At 59.4% G+C, this 25,809-nt stretch carries 19 protein-coding genes; 18 read left to right on the top strand and 1 reads right to left on the bottom strand.

Annotated features, from left to right (window positions below):
- Nucleotide 1: 1 nt before the first annotated feature.
- From prsT to DBR47_RS13580, 3 genes are all read left to right on the top strand, one after another.
- Nucleotides 2–2,773 carry an XrtA/PEP-CTERM system TPR-repeat protein PrsT gene (prsT, locus tag DBR47_RS13590; protein ID WP_197047058.1) on the top strand — a complete coding sequence of 924 codons (2,772 nt, stop codon included), beginning with the start codon at nt 2–4 and terminating at the stop codon, nt 2,771–2,773.
- Between the two features lie 86 nt (nt 2,774–2,859).
- A complete protein-coding gene (locus DBR47_RS13585) occupies nt 2,860–4,155 on the top strand; it encodes a GNAT family N-acetyltransferase (RefSeq protein WP_124450873.1) in 1,296 nt (431 codons plus the stop codon).
- Nucleotides 4,152–4,961: a S1C family serine protease gene (locus DBR47_RS13580; RefSeq protein WP_231512298.1), complete on the top strand. Its 810-nt coding sequence runs from the start codon at nt 4,152–4,154 to the stop codon at nt 4,959–4,961. Before DBR47_RS13585 ends, DBR47_RS13580 begins: the two co-directional genes overlap by 4 nt.
- A 103-nt stretch (nt 4,962–5,064) precedes the next feature.
- Here the strand turns inward: DBR47_RS13580 and DBR47_RS13575 are convergent, their stop codons facing one another.
- Entirely contained in the window at nt 5,065–6,030 is a 966-nt protein-coding gene (locus tag DBR47_RS13575) for a PEP-CTERM sorting domain-containing protein (protein WP_124450871.1), read from the bottom strand.
- A 222-nt stretch (nt 6,031–6,252) separates the two neighbouring features.
- On the opposite strand from DBR47_RS13575, the gene DBR47_RS13570 reads away from it, so the two are divergent.
- The 15 genes from DBR47_RS13570 (at nt 6,253) to DBR47_RS13500 (ending at nt 25,800) form a co-directional block, all read left to right on the top strand.
- Nucleotides 6,253–7,800: an FAD-binding oxidoreductase gene (locus DBR47_RS13570; RefSeq protein WP_124450869.1), complete on the top strand. Its 1,548-nt coding sequence runs from the start codon at nt 6,253–6,255 to the stop codon at nt 7,798–7,800.
- A gap of 319 nt (nt 7,801–8,119) precedes the next feature.
- Complete coding sequence (locus DBR47_RS13565; RefSeq protein ID WP_231512310.1) at nt 8,120–8,710, top strand: XrtA/PEP-CTERM system exopolysaccharide export protein; 591 nt, start codon at nt 8,120–8,122, stop codon at nt 8,708–8,710.
- Nucleotides 8,711–8,814: 104 nt separating this feature from the next.
- Nucleotides 8,815–10,404: an XrtA system polysaccharide chain length determinant gene (locus DBR47_RS13560; RefSeq protein WP_124450865.1), complete on the top strand. Its 1,590-nt coding sequence runs from the start codon at nt 8,815–8,817 to the stop codon at nt 10,402–10,404.
- Nucleotide 10,405: 1 nt separating this feature from the next.
- The gene (locus DBR47_RS13555) at nt 10,406–11,380 is read left to right on the top strand and encodes an XrtA-associated tyrosine autokinase (protein WP_124450863.1); all 975 of its coding nucleotides are present in this window, start codon (nt 10,406–10,408) and stop codon (nt 11,378–11,380) included.
- Nucleotides 11,381–11,384: 4 nt separating this feature from the next.
- The gene (locus DBR47_RS13550; RefSeq protein WP_197047057.1) at nt 11,385–12,959 is read left to right on the top strand and encodes a TIGR03016 family PEP-CTERM system-associated outer membrane protein; all 1,575 of its coding nucleotides are present in this window, start codon (nt 11,385–11,387) and stop codon (nt 12,957–12,959) included.
- A gap of 3 nt (nt 12,960–12,962) precedes the next feature.
- Complete coding sequence (locus DBR47_RS13545; RefSeq protein WP_124450859.1) at nt 12,963–14,039, top strand: XrtA/PEP-CTERM system-associated ATPase; 1,077 nt, start codon at nt 12,963–12,965, stop codon at nt 14,037–14,039.
- Nucleotides 14,040–14,161: 122 nt separating this feature from the next.
- Nucleotides 14,162–15,043, top strand: a complete 882-nt coding sequence (locus DBR47_RS13540) for an XrtA system polysaccharide deacetylase (protein WP_124450857.1) — start codon at nt 14,162–14,164, stop codon at nt 15,041–15,043.
- Entirely contained in the window at nt 15,040–16,086 is a 1,047-nt protein-coding gene (locus DBR47_RS13535) for a FemAB family XrtA/PEP-CTERM system-associated protein (protein ID WP_124450855.1), read from the top strand. The genes DBR47_RS13540 and DBR47_RS13535 overlap by 4 nt, the downstream gene beginning before the upstream one ends.
- A gap of 18 nt (nt 16,087–16,104) precedes the next feature.
- A complete protein-coding gene (locus DBR47_RS13530) occupies nt 16,105–17,328 on the top strand; it encodes a TIGR03087 family PEP-CTERM/XrtA system glycosyltransferase (protein WP_124450853.1) in 1,224 nt (407 codons plus the stop codon).
- The gene (gene xrtA / locus DBR47_RS13525; RefSeq protein ID WP_124450851.1) at nt 17,325–18,938 is read left to right on the top strand and encodes an exosortase A; all 1,614 of its coding nucleotides are present in this window, start codon (nt 17,325–17,327) and stop codon (nt 18,936–18,938) included. The genes DBR47_RS13530 and xrtA overlap by 4 nt, the downstream gene beginning before the upstream one ends.
- The gene (locus DBR47_RS13520; RefSeq protein ID WP_124450849.1) at nt 18,935–20,122 is read left to right on the top strand and encodes a TIGR03088 family PEP-CTERM/XrtA system glycosyltransferase; all 1,188 of its coding nucleotides are present in this window, start codon (nt 18,935–18,937) and stop codon (nt 20,120–20,122) included. Before xrtA ends, DBR47_RS13520 begins: the two co-directional genes overlap by 4 nt.
- A 26-nt stretch (nt 20,123–20,148) precedes the next feature.
- On the top strand, nt 20,149–22,098 hold the full coding sequence (locus tag DBR47_RS13515; protein ID WP_124450847.1) for an XrtA/PEP-CTERM system amidotransferase: 1,950 nt from the start codon (nt 20,149–20,151) through the stop codon (nt 22,096–22,098).
- A gap of 7 nt (nt 22,099–22,105) precedes the next feature.
- Nucleotides 22,106–23,275: a glycosyltransferase family 4 protein gene (locus tag DBR47_RS13510; RefSeq protein ID WP_124450845.1), complete on the top strand. Its 1,170-nt coding sequence runs from the start codon at nt 22,106–22,108 to the stop codon at nt 23,273–23,275.
- A gap of 10 nt (nt 23,276–23,285) precedes the next feature.
- The gene (locus DBR47_RS13505) at nt 23,286–24,515 is read left to right on the top strand and encodes a glycosyltransferase family 4 protein (RefSeq protein WP_231512297.1); all 1,230 of its coding nucleotides are present in this window, start codon (nt 23,286–23,288) and stop codon (nt 24,513–24,515) included.
- Nucleotides 24,508–25,800 (top strand): putative O-glycosylation ligase, exosortase A system-associated, encoded by a 1,293-nt coding sequence (locus DBR47_RS13500; protein ID WP_124450841.1) that lies wholly within the window; start codon nt 24,508–24,510, stop codon nt 25,798–25,800. Before DBR47_RS13505 ends, DBR47_RS13500 begins: the two co-directional genes overlap by 8 nt.
- Nucleotides 25,801–25,809: the final 9 nt, after the last annotated feature.

Raw genomic sequence — 25,809 nt, 5'->3', positions numbered from 1 at the left:
CATGAAAACAAAAAACCGCGCTTTGACACCTTTGCTGCTGGCATTGCCCTTGCTGTTGGCAGCGTGCTCAGGGGATTCGCCCGAAAAGCTTTTGAGTTCGGCCAAGCAGCATATTGCACAAAAGGATTCAAAGGCGGCTGTCATCCAGCTGAAAAACGTTCTCCAAAAAGCGCCATCCAACGCCGAGGCGCGTTTCTTGCTCGGTAAATTGCTGCTGGATACAGGTGATTTCGTTGGCGCCGAGGTGGAGTTGAGCAAAGCCTTGGAACAGGGCCGCCCGAACGACGAAGTCGTGCCATTGCTGGCACAAGCCATGTTGGCACAGAACAAGCTGGACCCTTTGATCGCAAAGTTTGCCGAAATTAAGTTGAGCAGCCCGGCGGCCAATGCAGAGCTTCGTGCCAATCTTGCTTATGCGTATGCTCAGTTGGGTAAGCCTGAGGACGCCAGTGTTGCACTTGCCAAGGCATTTGAATCGGATCCAAACAGTGTCACTGCGCAAATTCTCAAAATAAAGATGCTGATGCGTCAGCGAGATTTTGAAAATGTAAAGTCTTCAATTGACAAGCTGTTGGTACAAGCTCCCGGAAATGCAGAGGCCTGGCAGCTTAAAGGCGACTATTTGTTGGAAAGCAGCAGTGCCACAAACGAAGCGCTGGCGGCCTATCGAGAGTCAATCAAGCGCGACAACACAAGCGTTCTTTCTTATGTTGCGATAATTTGGACCTTGCTGAGCAAGAAAGATGAAGCAGGAGCGAAGCAACAATTAGAGGAGATGAAGAAGGCCCTGCCTGCACATCCGCAAACCAAGTTCTTCATCGGATTGATGGCGCTTGAGAGCGGCGACTTGAAGACGGCGCAAGAACAAGCTCAATATTTGCTCAAGGTTGCCCCGGATAATTTGCGAACGCTGCAATTGGCTGGCGCGGTAGAGTTTCGTAGGGACTCCTTGCCTCAGGCAGAGAACTATTTGACGAAGTTTGTGAAGGGTGCGCCGCCTGCCATGCAGGCTCAAAGTCGCATGATGCTGGCGCAGATCTATTTGCGGGGAGGCGATCCGGTCAAAGCACTGGCGGCGTTGCAGCCGCTCCTGGAAGAAAAATCTCAAACTCCGGCTGCATTCGCATTGGCAGCAGAGGCTGAACTTCAGCGTGGCGAAGGCAAAGCCGCAGAATCCTACTTTGGGAAAGCGATCAAGCTAAATCCAAAAGATTCGCGAAGCCGCACTGCATTGGCTTTGGCCCAAGTTGCGAAGGGCGACAATCGAGGATTTGACGAGTTGCGGGCAATTTCAAGCTCTGAAAATGAAATCACTGCTGATTTGGCCTTGGTCAGTGCCTTTGCTGGGCGTAGGCAATGGGATGAGTCTTTGTCTGCAATCGATGTGATTGAAAAGAAAAAGCCAAACTTGCCTACGGCTGATAATTTAAGAGCGCGAGTGGAGTTGGGTCGCGGTAATCGTCAAGCTGCGGTTGAGGCGTTTGAACGGGCGCTCAAGAAGGATCCGAAGTTCTATCCCGCAGTTTCTAGCCTGGCAGCCCTGGACTTGGCCGACAAGAAAGCCGAATTTGCGCTTAAGCGATTCCAGTCGTTTCTGCAGAACGATCCGAAAAATATTCCTGCGCAATTGAGCGTCATAGAGTTGAAGGCGAGGCTGGGAAGTAGCGACCTAGATACGATCGAAGCTCTGAACCAATTGATAAAAGAAAATCCAAGTGAATTAACGCCGCGCCTGGGTTTGATCAGGAAGCAGTTGGATCGCGGGGAGTTGAAACTTGCCCTCTCGGCAGCCCGCGATGGTTCGACCGCATTGCCAGACCAAGCCGAAATGTTGGCGCAGTTGGCCCAAGTCGAACAACTCAACGGCTTGTCAACGCAGGCTGCTGCAACCTTGAATAAATGGGCGGTTTTGCAGCCCAATTCCCCTGTGCCATACACGAAACTGGCCGAGCTCTATATCGCAGACAAAGACAATGCCGCCGCAATGCAAAGTGTTAAACGGGCATTGACTATCAATGAACAGTATTTGCCCGCGCAGCGCCTGTCGATCTCATTGGACTTGGCCGCTGGGCGGATTGATTCAGCGCGGCAGACCGTCCGAGTCATCCAGAAACAGCATTCAAAGGATTCTGTGGGATTGGTCCTTGAAGGTGAATTGGAAGAAAGTCAAAAAAATTGGGCCGCAGCCACTGCAGCCTACCGCGCGGCCTATGCCCTGAGCCCCACGACCGACCTGGCAATTAAACTGCATCATGCCTTGTTACTCAGTCAGAAGAGCTCGGAAGCCCAGTCCCTGGCGACTGGCTTGCTCAAAAAATTTCCGAATGATATGGCGTTCACCTACTACTTGGGTGATGTAGCGCTGTCGCAAAAGAACTATGAAGCGGCGGAGGAACTTTATCGGGCTGTTTTGAAAATTCAGCCGAGCAATGCTGCTGCCTTGAACAATGTTGCTTGGTTACTCAATCGGGCAAAGAAACCAGAGGCACTGGAGTATTCCCAAAAGGCAGTGCAGTTGCAGCCGAAACAAGCTGCGCTGCAGGATACCCTTGCTGAAATTTACGCGACTCAGGGTAAATTCGATCAGGCTATTGATGTGCAACGAAAGGCACTTGAGTTGGAACCTTCTGCCCATTTGCATCGCTTGCACTTAGCGAAGTTTTATCTGGCGGCAGGTCGGAAGCAAGAAGCAAAGACGGAGTTGCAAAAATTGGCCGATCTTGGAAATGCTTTCCCTGCGCAGGATGAAGTTCGGGCACTCATGGCGAAATAGAGCGCGGCATCGGCGTGGTGAACCCTTTGGCTTGGGTTGCCTGCGCTGGAATGTGAGCTTGTTGTTTAAAGATTGGGCAGTAAAGCATGTCAAAAATTCGCGGATCTAGTCTAAAGAAGAGATTCCATCAAGCTTTGCGAAGCCTGTTTGCAATCATGCCTTCGAGGCTGAAATTTTCGGTCTACAGACGGATGGTTGAGTGCGATCCAGCGCCCGATCAACGCCTGCAGCTTAAAATTGCCGATACAGAAGAGGAATTGACGGCGTGCTTTAAGTTGCTACACGACGCCTACGTGTCGAGTGGCTTCATGCAGCCGGACCCCGCGGGCTTGCGGGTCACGATCTATCACGCTCTGCCGACTACAACTACCTTGTGCGCCAAGTACGACGGAAAGGTGGTTGGGACAATTTCGATGATTCGCGAGGGCGTTTTTGGCTTTCCCTTGCAATCGGTCTTTAATTTAGAGGCGGTGCGCGCAAAGGGCGGGAACATCGCTGAAATCTCCGCCTTGGCCGTGCATCCGGACTTTAGAAAGACAGGCGGCGCCATACTTTTTCCGTTGATGAAGTTTATGCACCAGTATTGCACCGAGTACTTTGATACTCGGCACTTGGTGATTGCGGTCAATCCGGAAAAGATTGAATTGTACGAGGCATTGTTATTCTTCGAGCGGCTACAGCAAAATGCCGTAGACAAGTATGATTTTGCGAATGGTGCACCTGCGGTGGGCGCGACTCTTGATTTGAAGTTCGCGGCTGAAATCTTTAAGGCCGGCTACAAAGGGCGTCCGATTCGAAAGAGTTTGCATCATTATTTCTTTTGCATGCAGCTGGCAAATATTCAACTGCCGCAGCGCCGCTATTTCACTACCAATGATCCGGTCATGACGCCGACCTTGCTTGATCATTTCTTCAATGTGAAAAGCAATGTGTTTGCGCGCCTGGATGATAGAAAAAAATCTTTGCTTTGGTCTATCTATGATTTGGTCGAATACCGGCCGATTTTGCCAATGCTAGGAGGGACGGCCTTGGCACAACATCCATTGCGCAAGCATCAACGCTATTCGATTCGCTGCCCTGCGCAGATAAGCCTGCCAGTCGATGGTGGGGTCCGTGACTTTGTCTTGAACATCATTGAGATGTCTTTGTCGGGCTTTCAAGCGGAGTGCAGTTTGGAGTTGCCACTGGAGGCGTGGGGCCAGGCAAGTATTGTTTTGGGCAAAACAGAAACCTCAGTCGTACGCGCCTCAGCGTTGCGCCGAAAAGATACAAAAGAGGGGCATTTTTACGGTTTCAAAATTGATGAGCCAGATGTGATTTGGCGATCTTGTGTGACTGCGCTAGAGATGGGGCAAACCCACTCGGATTTGGCGGTCGCGTGAAGAATGCCGCCCTTTTTGCAGCGATCTCTGCAGCAGTTGGGCTTGGCTGCCATTTCCATGCTGTGGCTGCGGATTTGAATTTGGAAGTACAGGCGGAATCGGCGCCGGCTGATTTGCCCAAGCTTATTCGCCGAGTAAAACGATCTGTCTTGCTGGTGGGAACCTATGGAGAGACAGACAGTCCTCGGTTCTTGTTCAGAGGGACAGGATTTGTTGTAGCCTCGAATAACCTGGTCGTGACCAATGCGCACGTGCTGCCAGATGTTGCTGACATTGGGTCCACACGACGCTTGGCTATGCAGGTGCGATCGCAGGACGGAACCTGGTCATTGAGAGATGCGTCCCTTGTACAACTTGATAGGGCAAGAGATTTGGCTCTACTCAGAGTTGAAGGGGAGGCTTTGCCCCCATTGGCTTTGGCTCGTGACGGCGAGGTACAAGAAGGTGCATCTATTGCATTCTTGGGTTTCCCGATTGGCGGGGCTCTCGGGTTTTCATTAGTGACCCATCGGGGTATTGTTTCTTCGATAGCACCAATTGCTCTGCCACAGGCGGGCGCTCAAGTTCTTAGCGAAAAATCGATCCGAAAGATTCGAGAGGGAAGCTTCAATATTCTGCAGCTGGATGCTACTGCCTATCCAGGCAATAGTGGTGGACCTGTGTTCGACATCGCCACCGGGAAGGTGGTGGGTGTCATCAATATGGTGTTGATCAAGGGTTCAAGAGAGTCCGCGTTGACCAATCCTAGCGGTATTAGCTATGCCATTCCAATTGAATCCGTGCGTCGCTTGTTGCCGGCAGAATGATCTGGCTCAAAATATCAAGCACACGAGTAAGTCCAGACTAGTCGAATCGGCAAAGAAAAAAGGCCTCGCAATTGCGAGGCCTTTTAAGTCTGGAGGGAGACTATTAACGTGCCGATTTCTGACGACGGGCGAAGCCCAAAGCCGTCAATGCCAAGCCAACCAGGGCCAAACTGGCGGGCTCAGGAATTGCGTTCACGTTGGTCGTGCTGTTTTGAGAGATGGTGAGCTGGTAGCTGTGGCCGCCAATCAAGATAACGTCGGGAGAGTCCAAAGCACCAGTGTCATGGAACAGTTTCGCGGAGCCATTATTGGCAGTGCTCGTGGAAATATTGCGATTCCACTGCGATGGACGCCAAATGTCAGAACCACCGAAGTCCAAAAAGACACCGGCAGTTTCATCGAAAACCGACAAATTGAATTGATTGGTCGCTGTAGCAGAGGCGCTTCCATTGCCGCCGTAGTGCGCCGCATCAATGAAAGTCCGTACGAAGGCGTCGTAAACGCCAAAGAAGTCCGCCGTCATCGTCGTGTTGACGGAGAAGGTCGTCAATGCAGAGACTTCGTTCTGCAAGTTTCCGTTGGCGTTAGCCGAGTTCGTGGCGCCAGCAATTTGGCTATTGGCGCGCGTGAAGCCAGCGGAGCCACCTGAAAGCGCACTACCTGAAATCGAACTGTCTCCGAGGGAGTAGTTGATTGCCGGGGCGATGGGGCTAGAAATGTGCGTGGTGTGATTTTCAGAGAGGACACCGCCGTAAGCTGCCAACAAATTCACATCGCCGCAGGCGCCAAGGCATTGCATGGCGGCATCGGCCGTGCCAGTTGCCGTAGCGTTCGCGCTCGAGTCAGCTTGCACGCCATTCAGCACTGCCTTGGCATTGCTGACGCGGGAGCCGGAAACCACGGTGATGTCTGAGTTTGTCAAGAAGACGATATTGTTCGGGTCAGTTACATTCCGAACAGCCAAGGTGCCGATGGACAGATCCGCCATGGCGATGACGCTGGCTTGAGCGCCAAACGAAGCTGCAGCGAGTGCAGCCACGGCGGCGATAGATGACAGTTTGAGTTTCATGTGCAATCCCCGGTTGAGATAAAGAGGCAGCTTGGACTAAGCAGGAAAGATGCCATGTCAAAAAAGTCGTTGTAAATCAAATGGTTGAAGTCGCGTCGGCATTCGATGGGCGATGGGTTGTAAAGAATTTCGACAGGGTCTGAGCCATCAATTGATGGTGTAATCCCTAGCCACGGAACGAAGGTCTTTCGGGTGGAGTCGGCTCAAATTCAGAGGTGGTAAATGGCATCATTAGTCAGTCATTCAGAAGCTTCGACTGTTCGGGAATTGCGATCGCGCGTGATCCATAGGCCAAGCTCTACATTGGAGGTTCAGGCGCTGGTTCAGGAGGCGAGAGCCAAGAAGACGCCACTTCACCCACTTTCGACCGGGATGAATTGGGGTTATGGAACAGCCTTAGACCTCCCTGGGAATGTGGAGCTTGTCGATCTCAGTACTATGAGTCGAATCCTCAATGCGGAGGAGATTTCCCGAAGCAATCCTGTGGCTGTGGTGGAGCCGGGGGTGACCCAGGGGCAGTTGGCTGAATTTCTTCGGCTTCATCACCCGGATTTGATGTTCAATGTAACGGGCTCAGCTCGTAATACCAGCTTGATCGGCAATGCGCTTGATCGAGGAGTTGGGTATCTCGGTCCGCGTCGAGATGATTTGTTTGGTCTTGAGGTGGTCACGGGTGCTGGCACTGTCGTGAAGACCGGTTTCCGACGTTTGGGTGAGGAATCGCCTCTCGCCCACTGCCATCCCTTTGGTCTTGGGCCAATGCTGGATGGTCTGTTCTTTCAGGCCAACTTTGGCATTGTGACCAGCGCCTGTTTCAAGTTGCTTCCAAGGCCGCCGCGGCAAATTGCGGTATCTCTTGCGCTGCGGAATGAGCGAGACCTGCCACAATTCATCGAGACTTTGGCGGCGTTGAAAAGGGAACGCATCATGGGTACCGTGACCCATATTGGCAATCGAGCCCGAACGCGAGCCAGCTTGATGCACGGTATCGTCAATTACTTGGAAACGCGATGCTCGGTAAGGCCTGAAGATGTGGCGCGCGAGGCTGAAGGCGTACTCGAAATCGTTGCACCAGATCAATGGACAAGCTTGGGCGGAATTTCTGGGACGCATGCTCAGGTGAGGGCGGCTTTTGCCGAAGTACGTTCGCGCCTACGCGGCATTGCCCGGGTTATGGACATCGATGACGCCAAGCTTGATCTTGGGTACAAACTTCTCGATGCGTTCCGGGTCATTCCTTGGGCGAGAGCGAATGCTGCTGCGATCTCCGCCATTCGGCCTCTGCATGGCTTGGCGTCCGGTACGCCCACCGACGTCGCGATTGACAATTTGCTCTGGAAGTTTGGTCGACCAGACCTATCCGCGAAAGAGTTAGATAAAACAAAATGTGGGATCTTGTTTATCAGCCCGGCCTTGCCTATGAATGGCAACTTTGTCGCGCGGACTGTCGAGAAAATGAGCGCCCGAGCCAAGGATTTTGGTCATCAACTCTTTGTGACGATCAATATCGAAACGGAGAACTCGATGGTAGCCGTTACCAATCTCTTGTTTGATCGTTCAGATTCGGTAGCAAGTGCGAATGCAAAAGCCTGCGCGAATGCCTTGCATGAACTGATCAAAAGTCTCAAGTTGGAAGTCTATAGGGCCCGTGTCGACATGATGGACAAGATTGTGTCGCCCGACAGTGAGTATTGGAAAACGGTTCACGGGCTTAAAGCTGCCCTCGACCCTGACCATATTATTTCGCCGGGGCATTACAACATTGCTTGAGCAGACCGTCTGACTTTCCGGCCTGCTGCCGACGGAACCGGCACAGTCTTTGTTGCTTCGGATTTGCTTAAAAAATAGGCAAAATAGGTGGCGTAACTTTTCCCCTTAGCCCCCGGGTTTAGGGGGGCTGGAAGCGATCTAGGCATTGGATCACGGAAGACTTGTTGTCCAGCCGTCTCGGAGACGTTTTTAGCGCCTGCGCCTGTGGTTCAATGGCGCAGCATCGGGTGGCGGCATCGCAGCCCAGGCCCGCCTATTGACGAGAGGAACTGTCTTGGAAACTAAATCAAACTTTCAACTGCGCGGAGTTTTCTCCTGCCTGTTTGCGTTGTTGGCCCTGGGTTTGGCTGCGTGCTCGACGAGTTCCGGGCGTTTGCAGCCAGCCCCGGCAATTGCCTCCAATGATGCTTATAGCTATATCGTGGGGCCGGGCGACACCTTGAATGTCATTGCCTGGCGTAATCCAGAGCTTTCCATGGCTGTGCCCGTGCGGCCAGACGGCAAGATATCGACGCCCTTGATTGACGAGCTGGTGGCGCAGGGCAAAAATTCCGTCGAAATTGCAAGAGATATTGAGAAGCAGCTGAGCAAGTATGTGCGCGATCCGGTGGTGACCGTGATCGTGACTAGCTTTGTTGGCCCCTATAGCGAACAGATTCGCGTGGTTGGAGAGGCCTCCAAGCCCCAGGCCTTGCCTTACAAGCAGAAGATGACTGTGTTGGATGTGATGATCGCTGTGGGTGGCTTGACCGACTTTGCGGCCGGTAATGAGGCCACCATTGTTCGTTCCTCAGACGGCAACAAGCAGTACTCCGTCCGTCTCAAGGATCTGATCAAACGCGGCGACGTGTCGGCCAATGTTGAAATGCGGCCGGGTGACATTCTGATCATCCCGCAGAGCTTCTTCTGATCCCGCGGATTGCATTTGCTCAGGCTGCGGTCTTGTGCCGTGCCAGGGCTCCGATTTTCCAGACGGTGCGAGCTCACTCGCACTGAACTCGAGAACCTGTCTCAATGGATTTGTTGATCGCTCAATTGCTTTCCATCGCCAAGTCGATGTGGAAGCATCGCTGGACCGGCGTTGCGGTGGCCTGGGTGGCTGGCGCTATCGGTGCGGTGGTCGTGTTGATCCTGCCCGACCGCTACGAAGCCAGTGCGCGTATCTATGTGGATACGCAGTCCATCCTCAAGCCGCTGATGTCGGGCGTGGCCGTCACGCCCAATGTCGAGCAGCAGGTGATGATGCTCAGCCGGACCTTGATCAGCCGGCCCAATGTGGAGAAGCTGGTTCGCATGGCGGATCTGGACCTGAAGAATCAGTCCAAGGCGCAGCAAGAGGCGACGATAGATACCGTCACCAAGAATCTGTCGATCCAGAGCACGGCGCGCGACAACCTCTACACCTTGACCTACCGGGATACCGACCAAGACAGCGCCAAGCGCGCGGTTCAGGCCTTTGTGTCTATCTTTTTGGATTCCAGCGTGGGCTCCAGCCGCAAAGACACGGCGACGGCGACCACCTTCATCAATGAGCAGATCAAGACCTACGAGGCCAAGCTGGAAGAGGCCGAGTCCAGGCTGAAGGAGTTCCGCCTGCGCAATATCCAAACCATGTCGGGCGATGGCAAGGACTCGGCTGCGCGCCTGAGCGAGATGAGCACCCAGCTGGATCGTGCGCGCCTGGAATACCGCGAGGCTGTGAACGCCCGTGACGCGGCCCGGCAGCAGTTGGAAGGCGAGCGCTCGCGCAGCGGCAGCAATGGCACGGTGCAGAGCGTCTTGCAGGAATCGGCCACGGCGGTCTCGACGCCCGAGATCGATGCGCGCCTGGATGCCCAGAATCGCAATCTCGATGCGCTGCTCCAGCGCTATACCGAACAGCACCCCGACATCATCAGTACCCGCAAGCTGATCAAGGATCTGGAGGCGCAAAAGCGCAAGGAAGTGCAGGAGCTGCGCAAGCAGGCCATGAACGCGCCCACCGTTGGGGGTGTGGGTGGCAATGGCAGCATGGCCGCGCAGGAAATGGCGCGTTTGCTGGCCAATGCCGAGGTTCAGGTGGCCAGCCTGAGGGCCCGGGTTGACGAGTATTCCAGCCGTTATGCCCAGGCCATGGCTGCGGTCAAGACGGCGCCTCAGCTGGAAGCCGAAGGTGCTCAGCTCAACCGCGACTACGCCATCCACAAGAAGAATTACGAAGATCTGGTGTCGCGCCGTGAGTCGGCCAATATCTCCGGCGAGCTGGATGTGGCTTCGGGCGTGGCGGACTTCCGCTTGATTGATCCCCCGCGCGTCTCGCCCAAGCCAGTGGCACCCAATCGCCTGCTTTTGCTGGCCGGTGTGATGGCGGCTTCGATTCTGCTGGGCTTGTTCGCAGCGTTTGCGGCCAGTCAGTTGCGCCCGGTGTTTCACGATGTCAACGAGTTGCGTGCCAAGGTCGACCTGCCCATTCTGGGAGTGGTCACCCGTTTGGTGAGCGATGGCGATCGACGCCGTCAGCGTGTGGACCTCTTGCGTTTCGCCGCAGCGTCGGCGAGTTTCGTGGCCTTGTTTGCGATCGGTCTGGCCGTCATGGCAATTTTGATAAACAGGCAGGTGGGTTGATATGAGTAGCCTGATCGAACAAGCCACCCAGCGCCTGGAGCAGTTGCGCCAGGCCGGAGCCAGCATGCCCGAGGTCGAGGGGGCCAGCCCTTCGGATGCGCCTGCGTCAAACCCGAGTGCGGGCACAAACCCGGCGCCTGCGCCTACTCATTTCGGCAACGCGCCCCAGCGCGTGGCGGACACGCCGCTGCCCTCCTTGCAAAGCCCCGGTCATCATCCGGCCAGCAAGCGGGTGGAGTTGGACTTCAGCGCGCTGGCTGCGCAGGGCTTTTTGACACCCAATGCCGGACGCTCCCATATTGCCGACCAGTACCGGGTGATCAAGCGCCCGCTGATCAAGAACGCCATGGGCAAGGGCGCGGCCACGCTCAACCATGCCAATCTGATCATGGTGACCAGTGCCTTGCCCGGTGAGGGCAAGAGTTTCACCTCCCTGAATCTGGCCCTGAGTATTGCGGCCGAGATGGACAACACCGTGATGTTGGTGGATGCCGACGTGGCGCGCCCCTCGGTGCTGCGCATGCTGGGCCTGCCGCAAGGCCCGGGTTTGCTGGACGTGCTGGAAGATTCGGTGGACATGGCCAGTGTGATGCTGCGCACCAATATCGACAAGCTAACGCTCCTTCCCAGCGGCACACCGCATCCCCGCGCCACCGAACTCTTGGCCAGCGATGCGATGAGCCATCTGCTGGACGATATGGCCAATCGTTATCCCGATCGCATCATCATTTTTGATTCGCCGCCCTTGTTGCTGACCACCGAGTCGCGCGTGCTGGCTTCGCATATGGGTCAGATCGTCGTCGTGGTGCAGGCGGAGCGCACGCCGCAAAGCGCGGTGCTGCAAGCCTTGTCCGCCATCGAGGCCTGCCCGCTGAAGATGATGCTGCTGAATCAGTCCAGCAATAACGCCATGGGTGGATATGGCTACGGCTATGGCTATGGCTATGGGTATGCGAATGAAGCGCCGAAGAGCTGAGTCCATGCGTCATCGCTGTGCTGATCTGCTGCCCGCCCTCGACCCGAGCTCGGCTCAGGGCTTGCGCCCCCATCTGCTATGCCTCGTGTTGATGACCCTGGCCTCGGCCTCCTTGCAAGCGCAAAGCCTGGATCAGGCCGACCCATCCGGCCGCCAGGGTTTCCGATTCACGCCCAGCCTCAATATCAGCCAGACCTGGACGGACAACAACACCCTGAGCTCGACCGCAGCTGACGCCGCCCTGATCACCATGGTGACGCCGGGCATCAATATCGTCAGCAATACCGGCCGGCTCAAGGGCTCGCTGGACTACTCGCTCAGCGGCGTGCTTTACACCAAGAGTGAAGAGAAGAACCGGACCCAGCAGGCCCTGACGGCGCGTGGCGTGGCCGAGTTGATCGAGAACCTGTTCTACGTCGACGGCAATGCCTCGATTTCCCAGCAGGTGGCCTCGGCCTTTGCGCAGCAGACCTCCGCTAGCAATCTGAGCAACCCCAACCGGACCGAGGTCGCCACGGCAAATCTGTCGCCCTATGTGCGAGGGCGCCTGGGCAGCTTTGCCAATTTCGAGTTGCGCGGCAATGCAGCCGAGAGCAATACCAAGGACTCCATCGTGGGCGACAGCAGCAGCCTCAGCGCCAGCCTGCGCCTGGACAGCGAAGGCATGGCCAAGCTGGGGTGGTGGGCCAGCGCCTCCAGCCTCAAATCGCATTACCGTGCAGGGGCCGATAGCAAATTGTCCTCAGCCAGTTTTGGCCTCAAGTACCGGCCCGATGTGGACCTGCTCTTGGGCATCAATGGCGGCCTGGAGCGCAGTGACTATCTGACGGGTCAGTTGCAGAACAGCAAGAACTACGGCTTGAATGCGACCTGGACGCCATCGCCGATTACCAATCTGGCCCTGGACTGGCAGCACCATGCCTACGGCGATTCCCATCTGATCAGCTTTGATCATCGCTGGCCACGTTCCAGCCTGCGGATTTCCGACAGCCAAACGGCCTCCACCGGTGGCGGCACGAATCCCGCTGGCCAGAACACCAACTACGATCTGCTCTCGGCCCAGTACAGCTCCATCGAGCCCGACCCGATCAAGCGCGACGCCCTGGTGCGCGAGATCTTGCGCAGCCGCGGCCTGAGCCCGGACGCCATCGCCACGGCGAGCTTCCTGACCGGTGGCCCGACGCTAAGCCGCAGCCAGATTATTTCCTTCACCACCCAGGGCGTGCGCAGCAGCTTGACGGGATCCATCTCGCAGACCTCCACCAAGCGTTTGGGCAATAGCACGCCCAGCAGCGGTGATCTGAGTCTGACCAGCAATGTCGTGCAGCGCAGCTACTCCCTGACCACGACTCACCAACTCACCCCCATCTCCGGCCTCAGCCTGACCCTGACCCAGTCCGATGGCATGAGCGATCAAGCCGGCTTGGCCAGCACGCTTCGCTCCGCCACGGCCAACTGGACCTGGCGTTTGGGTCCACGCCTCTCGGGGCAGTTGGGGGCCAGGCATTCGCGATTCAGCAGCGTTAGCTTCCCCTACCGCGAGTCCGCCGTATTCGCCAACATTCTTCAGCAGTTCTAGCCCATGTATGAGTCTTTTTATGGGCTGAGCAGCAAGCCTTTCCAGCTGAGCCCGGACCCGAACTTCTATTTCGGTAGCAAGCAGCACCGGCGCGCCAAGGCCTATCTGGACTACGGCGTGCTGCGCAACGACGGCTTTATCGTCATCACCGGCGAGATCGGTGCGGGCAAGACCACGCTTTTGCGCGGCCTGCTGGACAGCCTCAATCGCAGCAATGTGGTGATCGGCAATCTGGTCACCACCCAGCTGGATGCCGAGGATACTTTGCGCCTGGTCGGCGCGGCCTTTGGCGTGCGGGTCAAGGATCTGCCCAAGTCCGAGCTTTTGATGAGTTTGGAGGCCTTTTTCGTCAACCAGGCCAGCCAAGGCAAGCGCTGCCTGCTGATCGTCGACGAGGCACAGAACTTGACTGCCAAGGCAGTGGAAGAGTTGCGCATGCTGTCGAACTTTCAATTCGGCAACCAGTCTTTGTTGCAGACTTTTTTGGTGGGTCAGCCCGAGTTTCGCGGCATCCTGCAAAGGCCGGAGATGGAGCAGTTTCGCCAGCGCGTGGCGGCCACCTGCCATATCGGCCCGCTGGACGAGGATGAGACCCAGCGCTATATCGAGCACCGCCTGAAATGCGCTGGCAGCACCGGCAAACCCAGTTTCGAGGCCGATGCCTTCCCGGCCATCTTCAAGGCCAGCGGCGGCATTCCGCGCCGAATCAACTCCTTGTGTGACCGATTGCTGCTGCTGGGCTTTATGGCCGGTAAAACCCATCTGGCATTGGCCGATGTGGAAGAGGCGCTGCGCGATATCTCGCAGGAGCAGGAGGTTAACAAGCCGGCGGCCGGTGAAGGCTCGGCGATCAAGCCCACGGATCTGGATGCGCTGCTGGGGGCTGCCGTTGATGCCTCGCGTTTGCGCTTGGATGCGGGTGAGGTGGCGGGCCTGACAGCTCAGTTTGCCAGCCTGGGTGCGCAGGCACAGGAGGAGAGGCTGCAGCGTTTCGAGAACAGCCTGGCCCGGCTGGAGCGCATCAATTTGCAAACTCTCAGCCTCCTGCAAAAGTTGCTGGAGTCGGTCAAGGTCGTTTGAGAGTGGGCAGGGTGGCGCGACCGGCCCAGGCTGCGTACCCGATCCACCCCTCACAAGGCCGCAGGCGCCAATCCTGGGGCCGCAAGAATAGGAATTCACTGCGCTATGAAGACGAGGGCTCTATGCTGATGGCGACCCGCCCCCTGGTGATACGCAATGCCATGACCATCGATGTGGAAGACTACTTCCAGGTCTCGGCCTTTGCGCCCTATATCGCCCGCAGTGATTGGGACGGCCGCGAGTGTCGGGTTGAGCGCAATATTGAGCGCATTCTGGCCTTGCTGGCCGCCAAGCAATGCAAAGCCACCTTCTTCACCTTGGGCTGGATCGCCCAGCGTTACCCGCAGATGCTGCGGGCCATCGTCGAGCAAGGCCATGAGTTGGCCAGCCATGGTTGGGGCCATGAGCGGGTCAGCGATCTGACACCCGGCGCTTTTGCCGAGGACATCGGCCGGGCCAAGAAGCTGCTGGAAGACCTGGGCGGCCAAGCCGTCTTGGGCTATCGCGCGCCGAGCTTTTCCATCGGCGAGAACAATCTCTGGGCTTTTGATGTGTTGCTGGAGCAGGGCTATCGCTACAGCTCCAGCGTCTACCCCATTCAGCACGACCACTACGGCATGCCCGACTCGCCGCGCTTTGCTTACCCGGTGCGTGAGGGCCTGCTGGAAGTGCCCGTCACCACGCTGCGGGTGATGAACAAGAACTTTCCTTCCAGCGGCGGCGGCTATTTCCGCCTGCTGCCCTATGCCTTGTCGCGCTGGATGATTCGCCAGGTCAACGCCCAGGATCAGCAGTCCGCCGTCTTCTACTTCCACCCCTGGGAGATCGATGCCGAGCAGCCGCGCATCGCAGGCATTGATGCCAAGACCCGCTTCCGCCATTACGTCAATATTCCACGCACCCACGACCGCATCGCGCAGTTGTTGAGCGACTTCTCCTGGGGCCGCATGGACGAGATTTTCCTGCCCCAGCTTGCCGCCGAGCAAAAGGCCCGCGCCGCATGAGTCATGCGCTTCAGATCCACCGCCTGAAGGCCGGCGACCGTGCCACCGCGCAGCGCTGGGATGCCTTCGTGTTGGCCTGTCCCCAAGCCACTTTCTTCCATCGCGCGGGTTGGTTGCGCATGGTCGAAGAGGTGTTCCGTCACCAAGCCTTTTTTCTTTATGCCGAACGCGCGGGTGAGATCGTCGGGGTGCTGCCCCTGGGCGAGGTGAAGAGCCGCTTGTTCGGCCATTCCCTGGTCGCCTTGCCCTTTGCGGTTTACGGCGGCGTGGCGGCCAGCGATGAGGATGCCGCCCTGGCCTTGGAGCAGGAGGCGCAGGCCATTGCCCACCGCCAGGATGTTGAACATCTCGAGTTTCGCAATCTGGCTCCCCGCCACGCCGACTGGCCCAAGCAGGATCTCTACGTCACCTTCCGCAAGGAAATCCTGGCGGAAGAGGAGGCCAATATGCTGGCCATACCGCGTAAGCAAAGAGCCATGGTGCGCAAAGGCATCAAGAACGGTCTGAGCAGTCAGTTGGACGGCAATGTCGACCGTTTCTTCGCGCTCTACGCCGACAACGTCCATCGCCACGGCACGCCCGCCATGCCCAAGCGCTATTTCGCGGCCCTGCTGGATGAGTTCGGCGCCGATGCCGAGGTGCTGACCGTCAGCGATGCCCAGGGCAGGGCGCTGAGTTCGGTGCTGAGCTTTTACTTCCGCGACGAGGTGCTGCCCTATTACGCCGGGGACGACGAGTCGGCCCGCGATCTCGCCGCCAACGACTTCAAGTACTGGGAGCTGATGCGCCGTGCCTGCGCGCGGGGGCTGAAGGTGTTTGACTACGGCCGCTCCAAACAGGGCACGGGCTCCTATGCCTTCAAGAAGAACTGGGGTTTCGAGCCCACGCCGCTGCACTACGAGTATTGCTTGTACAAGCGCGACGCCGTGCCGCAAAACAACCCGTCTAACGCCAAATACCAGCTGCTGATCAAGACCTGGCGCCGTCTGCCCCTGGGTTTTGTGAATTGGCTGGGGCCGCACATCGTGCGCAATCTCGCCTGAACGGAGCGCGCACCTTTCATGGCCAATATCCTTTACCTGGTGCACCGCCTGCCTTACCCGCCCAACAAGGGCGATAAGGTGCGCTCCTTTCATCTGCTCAAGCATCTGGCGGCCCAGCATCGCGTCTTCCTCGGCACTTTTGTCGACGACGAGCAGGATTGGCAATACCTGGACAAGTTGCGCGGCCTGTGCGCCGAGGTCCATGCCAGCGCGCTGAACCCGCGTCTGGCCAAGCTCAAGTCTTTGCGCGGTTTGATCAGCGGCGAGGCTTTGAGCCTGCCTTTTTACCGCGACGCGGGCCTCAGCGCCTGGATTGCCCAATTGGTGGCCACGCAGAAGATCGATGCGGTGATCGTGTTTTCCTCGCCCATGGCCCAGTACGCCGAAAGCTTGCGTCATCTGCCCATGCTGGTCGATTTCGTCGATGTGGACTCCGCCAAATGGACCGACTACGGCCGCGCCCATGCCTGGCCCATGTCCTGGCTCTATGGCCGGGAAGGGCGGGAGTTGCTGGCTTTTGAGCGCCGCAGCGCCGAGCGCGCGGCCTGTTCCTTCTTCGTCACCGACAAGGAAGTGCAGCTCTTCCGCGATCTCACACCCGGCATGCAGGCGACCGTCGAGCCCCTGTGCAATGGCGTCGATGCCGAGTTCTTCAGCCCGCGCGCAGACTGCCTTAGCCCTTTCGCCGAAGGCCAGATCCCCCTGGTCTTCACCGGCGCCATGGACTATTGGCCCAATGCCGACGCGGTGATCTGGTTTGTGGCCGAGGTCTTGCCCCGCCTGCGCGAGCGCTGGCCGACGCTGCACTTCCACATCGTCGGCCGTAGCCCCACGCCCGCCGTGCAAGCCTTGGCGGGTGCGGCGGTCAGCGTCACCGGCACCGTGCCCGATGTGCGGCCCTATCTGCAGCATGCGGGCGCCGTGGTGGCGCCCCTGCGTTTGGCGCGTGGCATTCAAAACAAGATTCTGGAAGCCATGGCCATGGGCCGGCCGGTGGTCGCCGCAGGCAGCTGCGTGCAAGCCATTGCGGCGACCGAGGGGCAGGAGCTGTTGGCGGCCGTCGAAGTTGAGGACTATGTGCGTCAGCTTGACGACTTGTTGCAGGACTCAGCCAAGGCGGCTCGCATCGGCGCTGCAGGCCGCGCCCGTGTGCTGGCCAGCTATAGCTGGGAGGCCCACCTCTCCGGCATTGATAGACATCTGGCCCGTTTGATCCCGCAGCAAGAACAGGTGGCGGCATGAGCGCAGCGCTGCAACCCGCGCCCCCGAGCTTGTCAGCTGCTTGGCGCCAGGCCTTGCCGGGCTTTGTCCTGGCCTTGATGGGCGTGCTCCTGCTGTTCCGCGGCACGGGCCTGGCCATGGTGGAGATCTGGAATCGCTCCGAAACCTTTGCCCATGCCTTTGTCGTGCCGCCGCTCTCGCTATGGCTGATCTGGCGGCAGCGTGCGGTCTTGGCCGGGCTTGAGCCACGGCCTGCTTTGAGCGCCTTGCTCCCCCTGGCCTTGGTGGGCTTGCTCTGGTTGTTGGGTGAGTTGGCCGCCGTCAATGCCGCCACCCAGTTTGCCTTCACCGCCATGCTGATCTTGGTCGTGCCGGTGACCTTGGGCTGGGCGGTGGCGCGTAGCCTGGCTTTTCCGCTGGGCTTTCTGTTCTTCGCCGTGCCCTTCGGCGAATTCATCATGCCCCAGCTGATGGAGTGGACGGCGGACTTCACCGTTGCCGCCCTGCGCCTAACGGGCGTGCCGGTGTTCCGCGAGGGTTTGCAGTTTGTCATCCCCTCGGGCAGTTGGTCGGTGGTGGAGGCCTGCAGCGGCATCCGCTATCTGATGGCCTCGGTGATGGTGGGCACCTTGTTTGCCTACCTGAACTACCGCTCGCTCAAACGGCGCTGGATCTTCGTCGTCGTGGCCGCCGTCCTGCCTCTGGCCGCCAATTGGATGCGGGCCTATCTGATCGTGATGCTGGGCCATCTCTCGGGCAATAAGCTGGCCGCGGGGGCCGATCATCTGATCTATGGCTGGGCTTTTTTCGGCATCGTGATGTTCGCCATGTTCATGATTGGCTCGCGTTGGTCCGAGCCCGATCCTCAACCGGCTGCAGCGGTACTGAAAGACGGTGCCTCGCCCCAGCAAGCCAAGCCCCTGCCTGCCTGGCTGCCCTGGGTCAGTGCCTTGCTTTTACTTGGCCTTTTGGCCTTGCCGCAGCTGATGGTGGCCCGTTTGGAGCACAGTGCCACGACGCTGCCGCCACAACTCAGCGCAGCGAAGCTGGTCGGCCCAGACTGGCAGTTGCGCGCTGAGGCGTTGCCTCAATTCAAACCGGCCTTTGAGCAGCCGGCTGCCGATTTGCAGGCCAGCTATGCCCGTGGCGATGGCGCCGAGGTCGGGCTCTATCTGGGCTACTACCGCCATCAGGGTTTTGAGAGCAAGCTGATCAGCTCCAACAATGTGCTGGTGCGCTCAAAGGATCATGACTGGGCCCAGGTCGCCAGTGGCCGCCAGGAGTTGCCGGTCAACGCAGCCGTGCTGCCTCTGCGCACGGCCGAGCTGCGCGGCAGCGCTCTGGGCCATGGATCGAGCGAGGCCGATCTGCAGTCCCGTTTGCGGGTCTGGCAGCTTTACTGGGTCAACGGCCGGGTGCTGAGCCAGGACTGGCAGGCCAAGCTGTACGGGGCCGTCTACCGCTTGCTGGGCCAGGGCGATGATGCGGCCGTGATCATTCTGTATGCCAACAAGGCGCAGGCCGGCAAGGACGACGCCTTGCTGCAGCGTTTTGTGCAGGACAACTGGGCGCAGATCGAGGCCAGCTTGCGGGCCGAGCGCGATGCGGGCCTGGCCCAGGGGGCGCGATGAGCCCGCCTGCAAAGGACACGCGCCCCTTGGTGCTGCATGTGATGTATCGCTTTGACACCGGCGGCCTGGAGAACGGCGTGGTCAATCTGATCAACCATATGCCGGCCCATGCCTACCGCCATGCCGTGCTGGCCCTGACCGAGGTGACCGACTTCAAGCGACGCATCCATCGCTCGGATGTGGAGTTCATCTCCCTGCACAAAAAGCCGGGTCATGGTTTCTGGCTTTTCCCCCAGCTCTTCCGCCTGTTCCGCCGCCTGCGGCCTACCATCGTGCACAGCCGCAATCTGGCCGCGCTCGAGGTACAGCTGCCGGCCTGGGCCGCCGGGGTGCCGGTGCGCGTGCATGGCGAGCATGGGCGTGATGTGAGCGATCTGGACGGCAGCAATATCAGCCATCAAAGGGTGCGGCGCTTTTACCGCCCGCTGGTGCAGCGCTATATCGCCTTGTCTCGCGATCTGGCGGACTATCTGCAGCGCGCCATCCATGTGGAGCCGGCTCGCATCACCCAGGCCTATAACGGCGTGGATACCGAGCGCTTTGCCCCGGCAGCGGCTGGCCCCCAGCCTATTCCTGGCTGCCCGTTTGAGCCCGGCCGGCATTGGCTGGTGGGCACCGTGGGCCGCATGGCGCCGGTGAAGGATCAGCTGATGTTGGCCCGCGCCTTTGTGCAGGTCTTGCAGCAAAGACCTGAGCAGCGCGAGCGCCTGCGCCTGGTCATGGTGGGTGAGGGGCCTTTGCGCGCCCAGGCTCAGGCCCTGCTTGATGAGGCAGGCGTGGACGACCTAGCCTGGTTACCGGGCGAACGCAGCGATGTGCCCGCCGTGATGCGCGGCCTGCATTGCTTTGCCTTGCCCTCCCTGGCCGAGGGCATATCGAATACGATTCTTGAGGCCATGGCCTGCGGCCTGCCTGTGGTGGCGACGCGGGTGGGAGGCAGCGCAGACCTGGTGCTGGAAGGCCAGACCGGCCTGCTGGTGCCGCCCGCGCAAGAGCAAGGCATGGCGGCCGCCTTGCAAGCCCTGGCCTTGGACCCGGCCCGGGCCCAGACCCTGGGGCAGGCGGGCCGGGCGCGGGTGCTGGAGCACTTCAGCATGAAGGCCATGATGAAGACCTATGCCTCGGTGTACGACCAGCTGTGTCAGCAGCAGGGCGTGGCCGGTGCAAAGACCTTTGATGTTTGAAATTCATTTCGCAAGCGAAGCAGACTATGTGCGGCATCACCGGCTTTTTTGACACCCGCGGCAAGCGTGATATGAGCGCGGCGGTTTTGCAGCGCATGAACGATTCGCAGCATCACCGTGGCCCCGACGAAGGCAGCTTGCATCTGGAGCCCGGTCTGGGCTTTGGCCACCGTCGCCTGTCCATCATCGACATCGCCACCGGCCAGCAACCCTTGTTCAATGAGGACGAGTCGGTGGTGGTGGTCTTCAACGGCGAGATCTACAACTACCAGTCCCTGATCCCCGAGCTGCAAGCCTTGGGCCATGTCTTCAAGACCAAGAGCGATACCGAGGTCATCGTGCACGCCTGGGAATCCTGGGGTGTGGATTGCGTGCAGCGCTTTCGCGGCATGTTCGCCTTCGCCCTGTGGGACCGCAACAAGCAGACGCTCTTCATGGCGCGCGACCGCCTGGGCGTCAAGCCCTTTTACTACGCCTTGCTGGACGACGGCACGCTGCTCTTCGGCTCCGAGCTGAAGTCCCTGGTGGCCCACGGCGGCCTGCGCCGCGACATCGACCCGCTGGCGGTGGAAGAGTATTTCGCCCTGGGCTATGTGGCCGAGCCGCGCACCATTTTCAAACAGGCCAAAAAGCTGCCGCCGGCCCATACCTTGCTCATTCGACGCGGTGAGCCGGTCGGCGAGCCGCGCCGCTTCTGGGATGTGCGCTTCTCGCTGGACGCCAAAATCGGTGACGCCGAGGCCTGCGAAGAGCTGACCCGCCGCCTGCAAGAGTCCATCCGCCTGCGCATGATTGCCGAGGTGCCGCTGGGAGCTTTTCTCTCCGGCGGGGTGGACTCCAGCGCCGTCGTGGCCATGATGGCCCAGCAGTCCAAGGGCCCGGTCAACACCTGCTCCATCGCCTTTGAAGACCCGGCCTTTAACGAAGCCGCCTTCGCGCAGACGGTGGCTGATCGATATCACACCAACCACCGCGTCGAGACGGTGCAGAGCGATGACTTCGATCTGATCGACACCCTGGCGCGGCTTTACGACGAGCCTTATGCCGACAGCTCGGCCATCCCCACCTACCGGGTCTGCCAGCTGGCACGCAAACATGTGACCGTGGCCTTGTCGGGTGACGGCGGCGACGAAACCTTTGGCGGCTATCGCCGTTACAAGCTGCATCTGATGGAAGAGCGCATGCGCTCGGCCCTGCCATTAGGCTTGCGGCGGCCTTTGTTCGGAACCTTGGGCCAGCTTTATCCCAAGGCCGATTGGGCGCCGCGCGTGTTCCGCGCCAAGACCACGTTTGAGGCCCTGGCCCGCGACTCGGTTCAGGCCTATTTCCACAGCATGAGTTTGCTGCGCGATGCGGACCGATCAAAGCTCTACAGCAAGTCCTTCAAGGCCGAGCTGGGCGGCTACACCGCCCGCGAGGTCTTCACCCGCCACGCCGCCAATGCCGGCACGGAGGATCCGCTGGCCCTGATCCAGTACATCGACACCCAGACCTATCTGGTCGGCGATATCAACACCAAGGTGGACCGCGCCAGCATGGCCCATTCCCTGGAGGTGCGTGAACCCCTGATGGATCACGAGATCGTCGAATGGCTGGGCACCTTGCCTTCCTCACTGAAGATCCGCAATGGCGAAAGCAAATTCCTGTTGAAGAAGGCGATGGAGCCTTATCTGCCGAACGACATCATGTACCGGCCCAAGATGGGTTTTGCTGTGCCGCTGGCGCGCTGGTTCCGTGGGCCCTTGCGTCAGCGGGTGCGCGAGGCCTTGTTGGCTGGGCCCTTGGCCGAGTCCGGCATGTTCGATCAAGCCGCGATTGCGCAGATGGTCGAGCAGCATGAGGGCGGCTCGCGCGACCACAGCACGCCTTTGTGGAGCTTGCTGATGTATGACGCCTTCCTGCGCAATGTGATGGACGGCAGCGCCGCCAGCGGCCTGCCCAAGGCCGCGCCGGTGAATGAGATGGCCGGGGTCTGAACGCAGGATGAAGATTCTTTACCATCACCGCACGGCCTCCAAAGACGGTCAGTCCACCCATATCACCGAGATGATTCTGGGTCTGCGTGCCCTGGGCACCGAGGTGATCGAATGCGCGCCCTCGGTTGGGTCTGACAGCCCTTCTGAGGCCGGTGGCGGCAGCCCCGGATGGGTGGGGCGACTCAAGGCCTTGCTGCCGCGTCAGCTCTACGAATTGGCCGAGCTGGCTTATTCCTGGGTTGCCTACCGCCGTTTGAGTGCGGCCATCCGCCAGCACCGGCCGGCAGGCATTTACGAGCGCTACAACCTCTATCTGCTGGCCGGCATCTGGGCCAAAAAGCGCTTCAAGCTGCCGCTGATTTTGGAAGATAACGCACCGATGGCGGTGGAGCGGCGTGAGTACGGCGGTCTGTCCTGGCCACGCTTGGCCGACTGGGCCGAGCTCTATGTTTGGAAACAGGCCGATCTGCTCTTGCCTGTGACCCAGGTGCTGGCCGACTATATGGTCGGCAAAGGCTTGGATCCGGCCCGCATCCACGTCATTCCCAATGCCATCAATCTGGCGCATTACCAGCATCTACCCAGTGTGGAGCAGGCCAAGGCCGGCCAAGGCCTGCAAGGCAAGTTGGTCGTGGGCTTCACCGGTTTTGTGCGCGAGTGGGACCGGCTGGATCGCATCATGGCCTGGGTGGCCAAGCAGGCGCCGCGCTATCCCGTGCATCTGATGGTGATCGGTGACGGCCCGGCGCGCGCCGAGATCGAGGCCTGTGCCCGACAGCTGGGTGTGGCCGATCGCCTGAGCTTTACCGGCGCCGTGCCGCGCGAGCAGGTGCCGGCCCTGTCCATGGCTTTTGATATCGCCCTGCAAACCGCCCTGGTGCCCTATGCCTCGCCCCTGTGCCTGTTCGAGTACCTGGCCCTGGGCAAGGCCATCGTGGCACCCGATCAACCCAATCACCACGAGATCTTGACGGCCGGTGTGGACGCTGTGCTCTACGACCCGCTGGATGCCCAAGGCATCGAGAAGGCCCTAGATCGGCTGTGTGAAGACGCGGCCCTGCGTGAGCGGGTGGCGGCGGCCGCGGCTGGCGTGATCGCCGCCAAGCAGCTGACCTGGGTGCAGCATGCGGGCCGGGTCTTGGGCTTGTTCCAAACTTTGCAAAGCAAGAAGAAGTGAGCCTGCTGCCGTGACCGAGCCCCGAAAACTGCGTGTCCTGACCTTTTCCACGCTCTATCCCAGCAGCGTGCGTCCGGGCCATGGCATCTTTGTCGAAACCCGTTTGCGCGAGTTGATCGCCAGCGGGCAAATCGAATCCCGCGTGGTGGCGCCCGTGCCCTGGTTCCCCTCCACCGACGGCCGCTGGGGCGAGTACGCCCTGATGGCCAAGACCCCCGCGCGCGAGCATCGCAACGGCATCGAGGTCTTACATCCTCGCTACGGCCTGCTGCCCAAGATAGGCATGAATCTGGCACCCCTGGGGCTCTTCCTGGGCGCCAAGGCGGCGGTGCAGCAATTGCTGGACGAGGGCTTCGACTTCGACGTCATTGACGCCCATTACTACTACCCCGATGGCGTTGCCGCCGCCATGCTGGCCCGGCATTTCAAGAAGCCGCTCACCATCACCGCTCGCGGTACCGATCTGAACCTGATCCCCCAGTACAGCTTGCCGCGCAAGATGATGCAGTGGGCGGCGCGCAGGGCGCAGGGCTCTATCGGCGTGTGTTCGGCCCTGGTCGATGTGCTGCGCGGCTGGAACATCCCGGAGGAGCGCCTGCATGTGATGCGCAACGGCGTGGATCTGCAGCGCTTCCGGCCCGCGCCGCCGGCTCAGGTCCGTGAGGAGCTGGGCTTGCAGGGCTCGCCTCTGCTGATGTCGGTCGGCTATCTGATTGAACGCAAAGGCCACCATCTGGCCATCGAGGCCCTGGCCCATCTGCTGCCGCGATTTCCCAATGCAAGGCTGGTGATCGTGGGCGAGGGGCCGGAGCGCAAGAATCTGCAGGAACTGGCCGAGAGGCTGGGCGTGGCCCAGCACTTGAGCATGCCGGGTGCCCAGCCCAATGCCGAGCTGTATCGCTGGTATAGCGCGGCCGAAATCTTCATCCTGGCCTCCAGTCGCGAAGGCTGGGCGAATGTCTTGCTAGAGTCCATGGCCTGCGGCACGCCCGTGGTCGCCACCGATATCTGGGGCACGCCCGAGGTGGTGTCGGACCCGGTGGCCGGTCGCTTGGTTAAAGAACGCACTGGCCTGGCTTTCGCGCATGAGCTGGCGCAACTCTTGGCCGCCATGCCCGATCGCGCTGCGGTGCGCCGTTTCGCCGAAGGCTTCAGCTGGGCCGCCACCACCCAGGCGCAGCTGGACTTGTTCAATCGGCTGAGCGGGGCCAAGACGCAGGGTAGGGGGCCTGATGCGTGACCTGATTCTGGGCGGGGTGCTGCTGTGGCTGATGATCAAGGCCTTGCGCCAGCCCTGGATAGGCATCATGGGCTGGACCTGGGTCAGCATCATGAACCCGCACACCTATAGCTGGGTGCTCAATTCGCTGCCGGTGGCTGCAGCCATGGCCGGCTCGACCCTGATTGGCATCTTCGCTACCAAGGACAAGATCCATTACTTCGTCTCGCGTGAGACCGGGGTTCTGATGGTGTTCATGCTGTGGATGTGCATCACCTTGCCCTTTTCCTTCTTCTTTGACCGCAGCTTTGATCTTTGGGTGCGGGTGATGAAGATCGACTTCATGATTCTGGTGGCCTTGGCCGTGCTCTACACCCGCCAGCACATCTTCACCCTGGCCTGGGTGCTGGTGGGCTCGCTGGGTTTTTACGGCGTCAAGGGCGGCTTGTTCACCTTTGCCACCGGCGGCAGTTACCGCGTCTGGGGCCCCGAGGGCAGCTATATCGAGGGCAATAACGAGGTCGCCCTGGCCTTGGTGATGACCATCCCTTTGATGCGTTTTCTGCAGCTCAATTCAGACAATAAATGGATACGCCGCGGCCTGGGTATCTCCATGCTTTTGTGCGCGGCCTCGGCCCTGGGCAGCCAGTCGCGCGTTGCTTTGCTGGCGATTGCGGCGATGACCTTGTTGCTGTGGTGGCGGGGCAAGAACAAGGCGCAGATGGGCCTGGTGCTCTTGGTCTTGGGCATCGCCCTGATCGCCTTCATGCCGGACAGCTGGACCGAACGCATGTCCACCATCAAAACCTATGAACAGGACACCTCGGCCGGTGGCCGCATCAATGCCTGGTGGATGGCTTTCAATCTGGCCTCGCACAACTTCTTTGGTGGTGGCTTTATGGTCAGCGCAGGGACGCTGTTTGCGCTCTATGCCCCCGACCCGCTGGATGTGCATGCGGCCCACAGCATCTATTTCATGGTCTTGGGTGAACATGGCTTTGTGGGCTTGTTCATCTTTTTATTGCTCTGGTTCTTCGTCTGGCGCTCGGCCGGGCGGCTGTACCGGGAGGGGCGCAAAAAGCCCGAGACCCAGTGGTTCTCGGACCTGGGCGCCATGTGCCAGGTGAGTCTGGTGGGCTATCTGGTCGGCGGTGCATTCCTGAGCCTGTCCTATTACGACTTGCCCTACAACATCATGATTCTGGTGGTGCTGGCCTGCCGTTTGATGGACGGCAAGGTCAAGGAGCCACCGCCCACCGCGCCCAAGCCAGGCCTGGATCTCAGCCGCCTGCGAAAGCCGGCCTGAGCGATTCCT

The sequence above is a fragment of the Paucibacter sp. KBW04 genome, assembly GCF_003852425.1.
Classification (GTDB): domain Bacteria; phylum Pseudomonadota; class Gammaproteobacteria; order Burkholderiales; family Burkholderiaceae_C; genus Paucibacter_A.
This window is presented reverse-complemented; position numbering and strand designations above follow the sequence as displayed.

What these genes read in the sequence shown, in the direction of transcription:
- prsT (WP_197047058.1), top strand. Translation starts at nt 2, where the DNA reads ATGAAAACAAAAAACCGCGCTTTGACACCTTTGCTGCTGGCATTGCCC.
- DBR47_RS13585 (WP_124450873.1), top strand. Translation starts at nt 2,860, where the DNA reads ATGTCAAAAATTCGCGGATCTAGTCTAAAGAAGAGATTCCATCAAGCT.
- DBR47_RS13575 (WP_124450871.1), bottom strand. Translation starts at nt 6,030, where the DNA reads ATGAAACTCAAACTGTCATCTATCGCCGCCGTGGCTGCACTCGCTGCA.
- DBR47_RS13570 (WP_124450869.1), top strand. Translation starts at nt 6,253, where the DNA reads ATGGCATCATTAGTCAGTCATTCAGAAGCTTCGACTGTTCGGGAATTG.
- DBR47_RS13560 (WP_124450865.1), top strand. Translation starts at nt 8,815, where the DNA reads ATGGATTTGTTGATCGCTCAATTGCTTTCCATCGCCAAGTCGATGTGG.
- DBR47_RS13555 (WP_124450863.1), top strand. Translation starts at nt 10,406, where the DNA reads ATGAGTAGCCTGATCGAACAAGCCACCCAGCGCCTGGAGCAGTTGCGC.
- DBR47_RS13550 (WP_197047057.1), top strand. Translation starts at nt 11,385, where the DNA reads ATGCGTCATCGCTGTGCTGATCTGCTGCCCGCCCTCGACCCGAGCTCG.
- DBR47_RS13545 (WP_124450859.1), top strand. Translation starts at nt 12,963, where the DNA reads ATGTATGAGTCTTTTTATGGGCTGAGCAGCAAGCCTTTCCAGCTGAGC.
- DBR47_RS13540 (WP_124450857.1), top strand. Translation starts at nt 14,162, where the DNA reads ATGCTGATGGCGACCCGCCCCCTGGTGATACGCAATGCCATGACCATC.
- DBR47_RS13535 (WP_124450855.1), top strand. Translation starts at nt 15,040, where the DNA reads ATGAGTCATGCGCTTCAGATCCACCGCCTGAAGGCCGGCGACCGTGCC.
- DBR47_RS13530 (WP_124450853.1), top strand. Translation starts at nt 16,105, where the DNA reads ATGGCCAATATCCTTTACCTGGTGCACCGCCTGCCTTACCCGCCCAAC.
- xrtA (WP_124450851.1), top strand. Translation starts at nt 17,325, where the DNA reads ATGAGCGCAGCGCTGCAACCCGCGCCCCCGAGCTTGTCAGCTGCTTGG.
- DBR47_RS13520 (WP_124450849.1), top strand. Translation starts at nt 18,935, where the DNA reads ATGAGCCCGCCTGCAAAGGACACGCGCCCCTTGGTGCTGCATGTGATG.
- DBR47_RS13515 (WP_124450847.1), top strand. Translation starts at nt 20,149, where the DNA reads ATGTGCGGCATCACCGGCTTTTTTGACACCCGCGGCAAGCGTGATATG.
- DBR47_RS13510 (WP_124450845.1), top strand. Translation starts at nt 22,106, where the DNA reads ATGAAGATTCTTTACCATCACCGCACGGCCTCCAAAGACGGTCAGTCC.
- DBR47_RS13500 (WP_124450841.1), top strand. Translation starts at nt 24,508, where the DNA reads ATGCGTGACCTGATTCTGGGCGGGGTGCTGCTGTGGCTGATGATCAAG.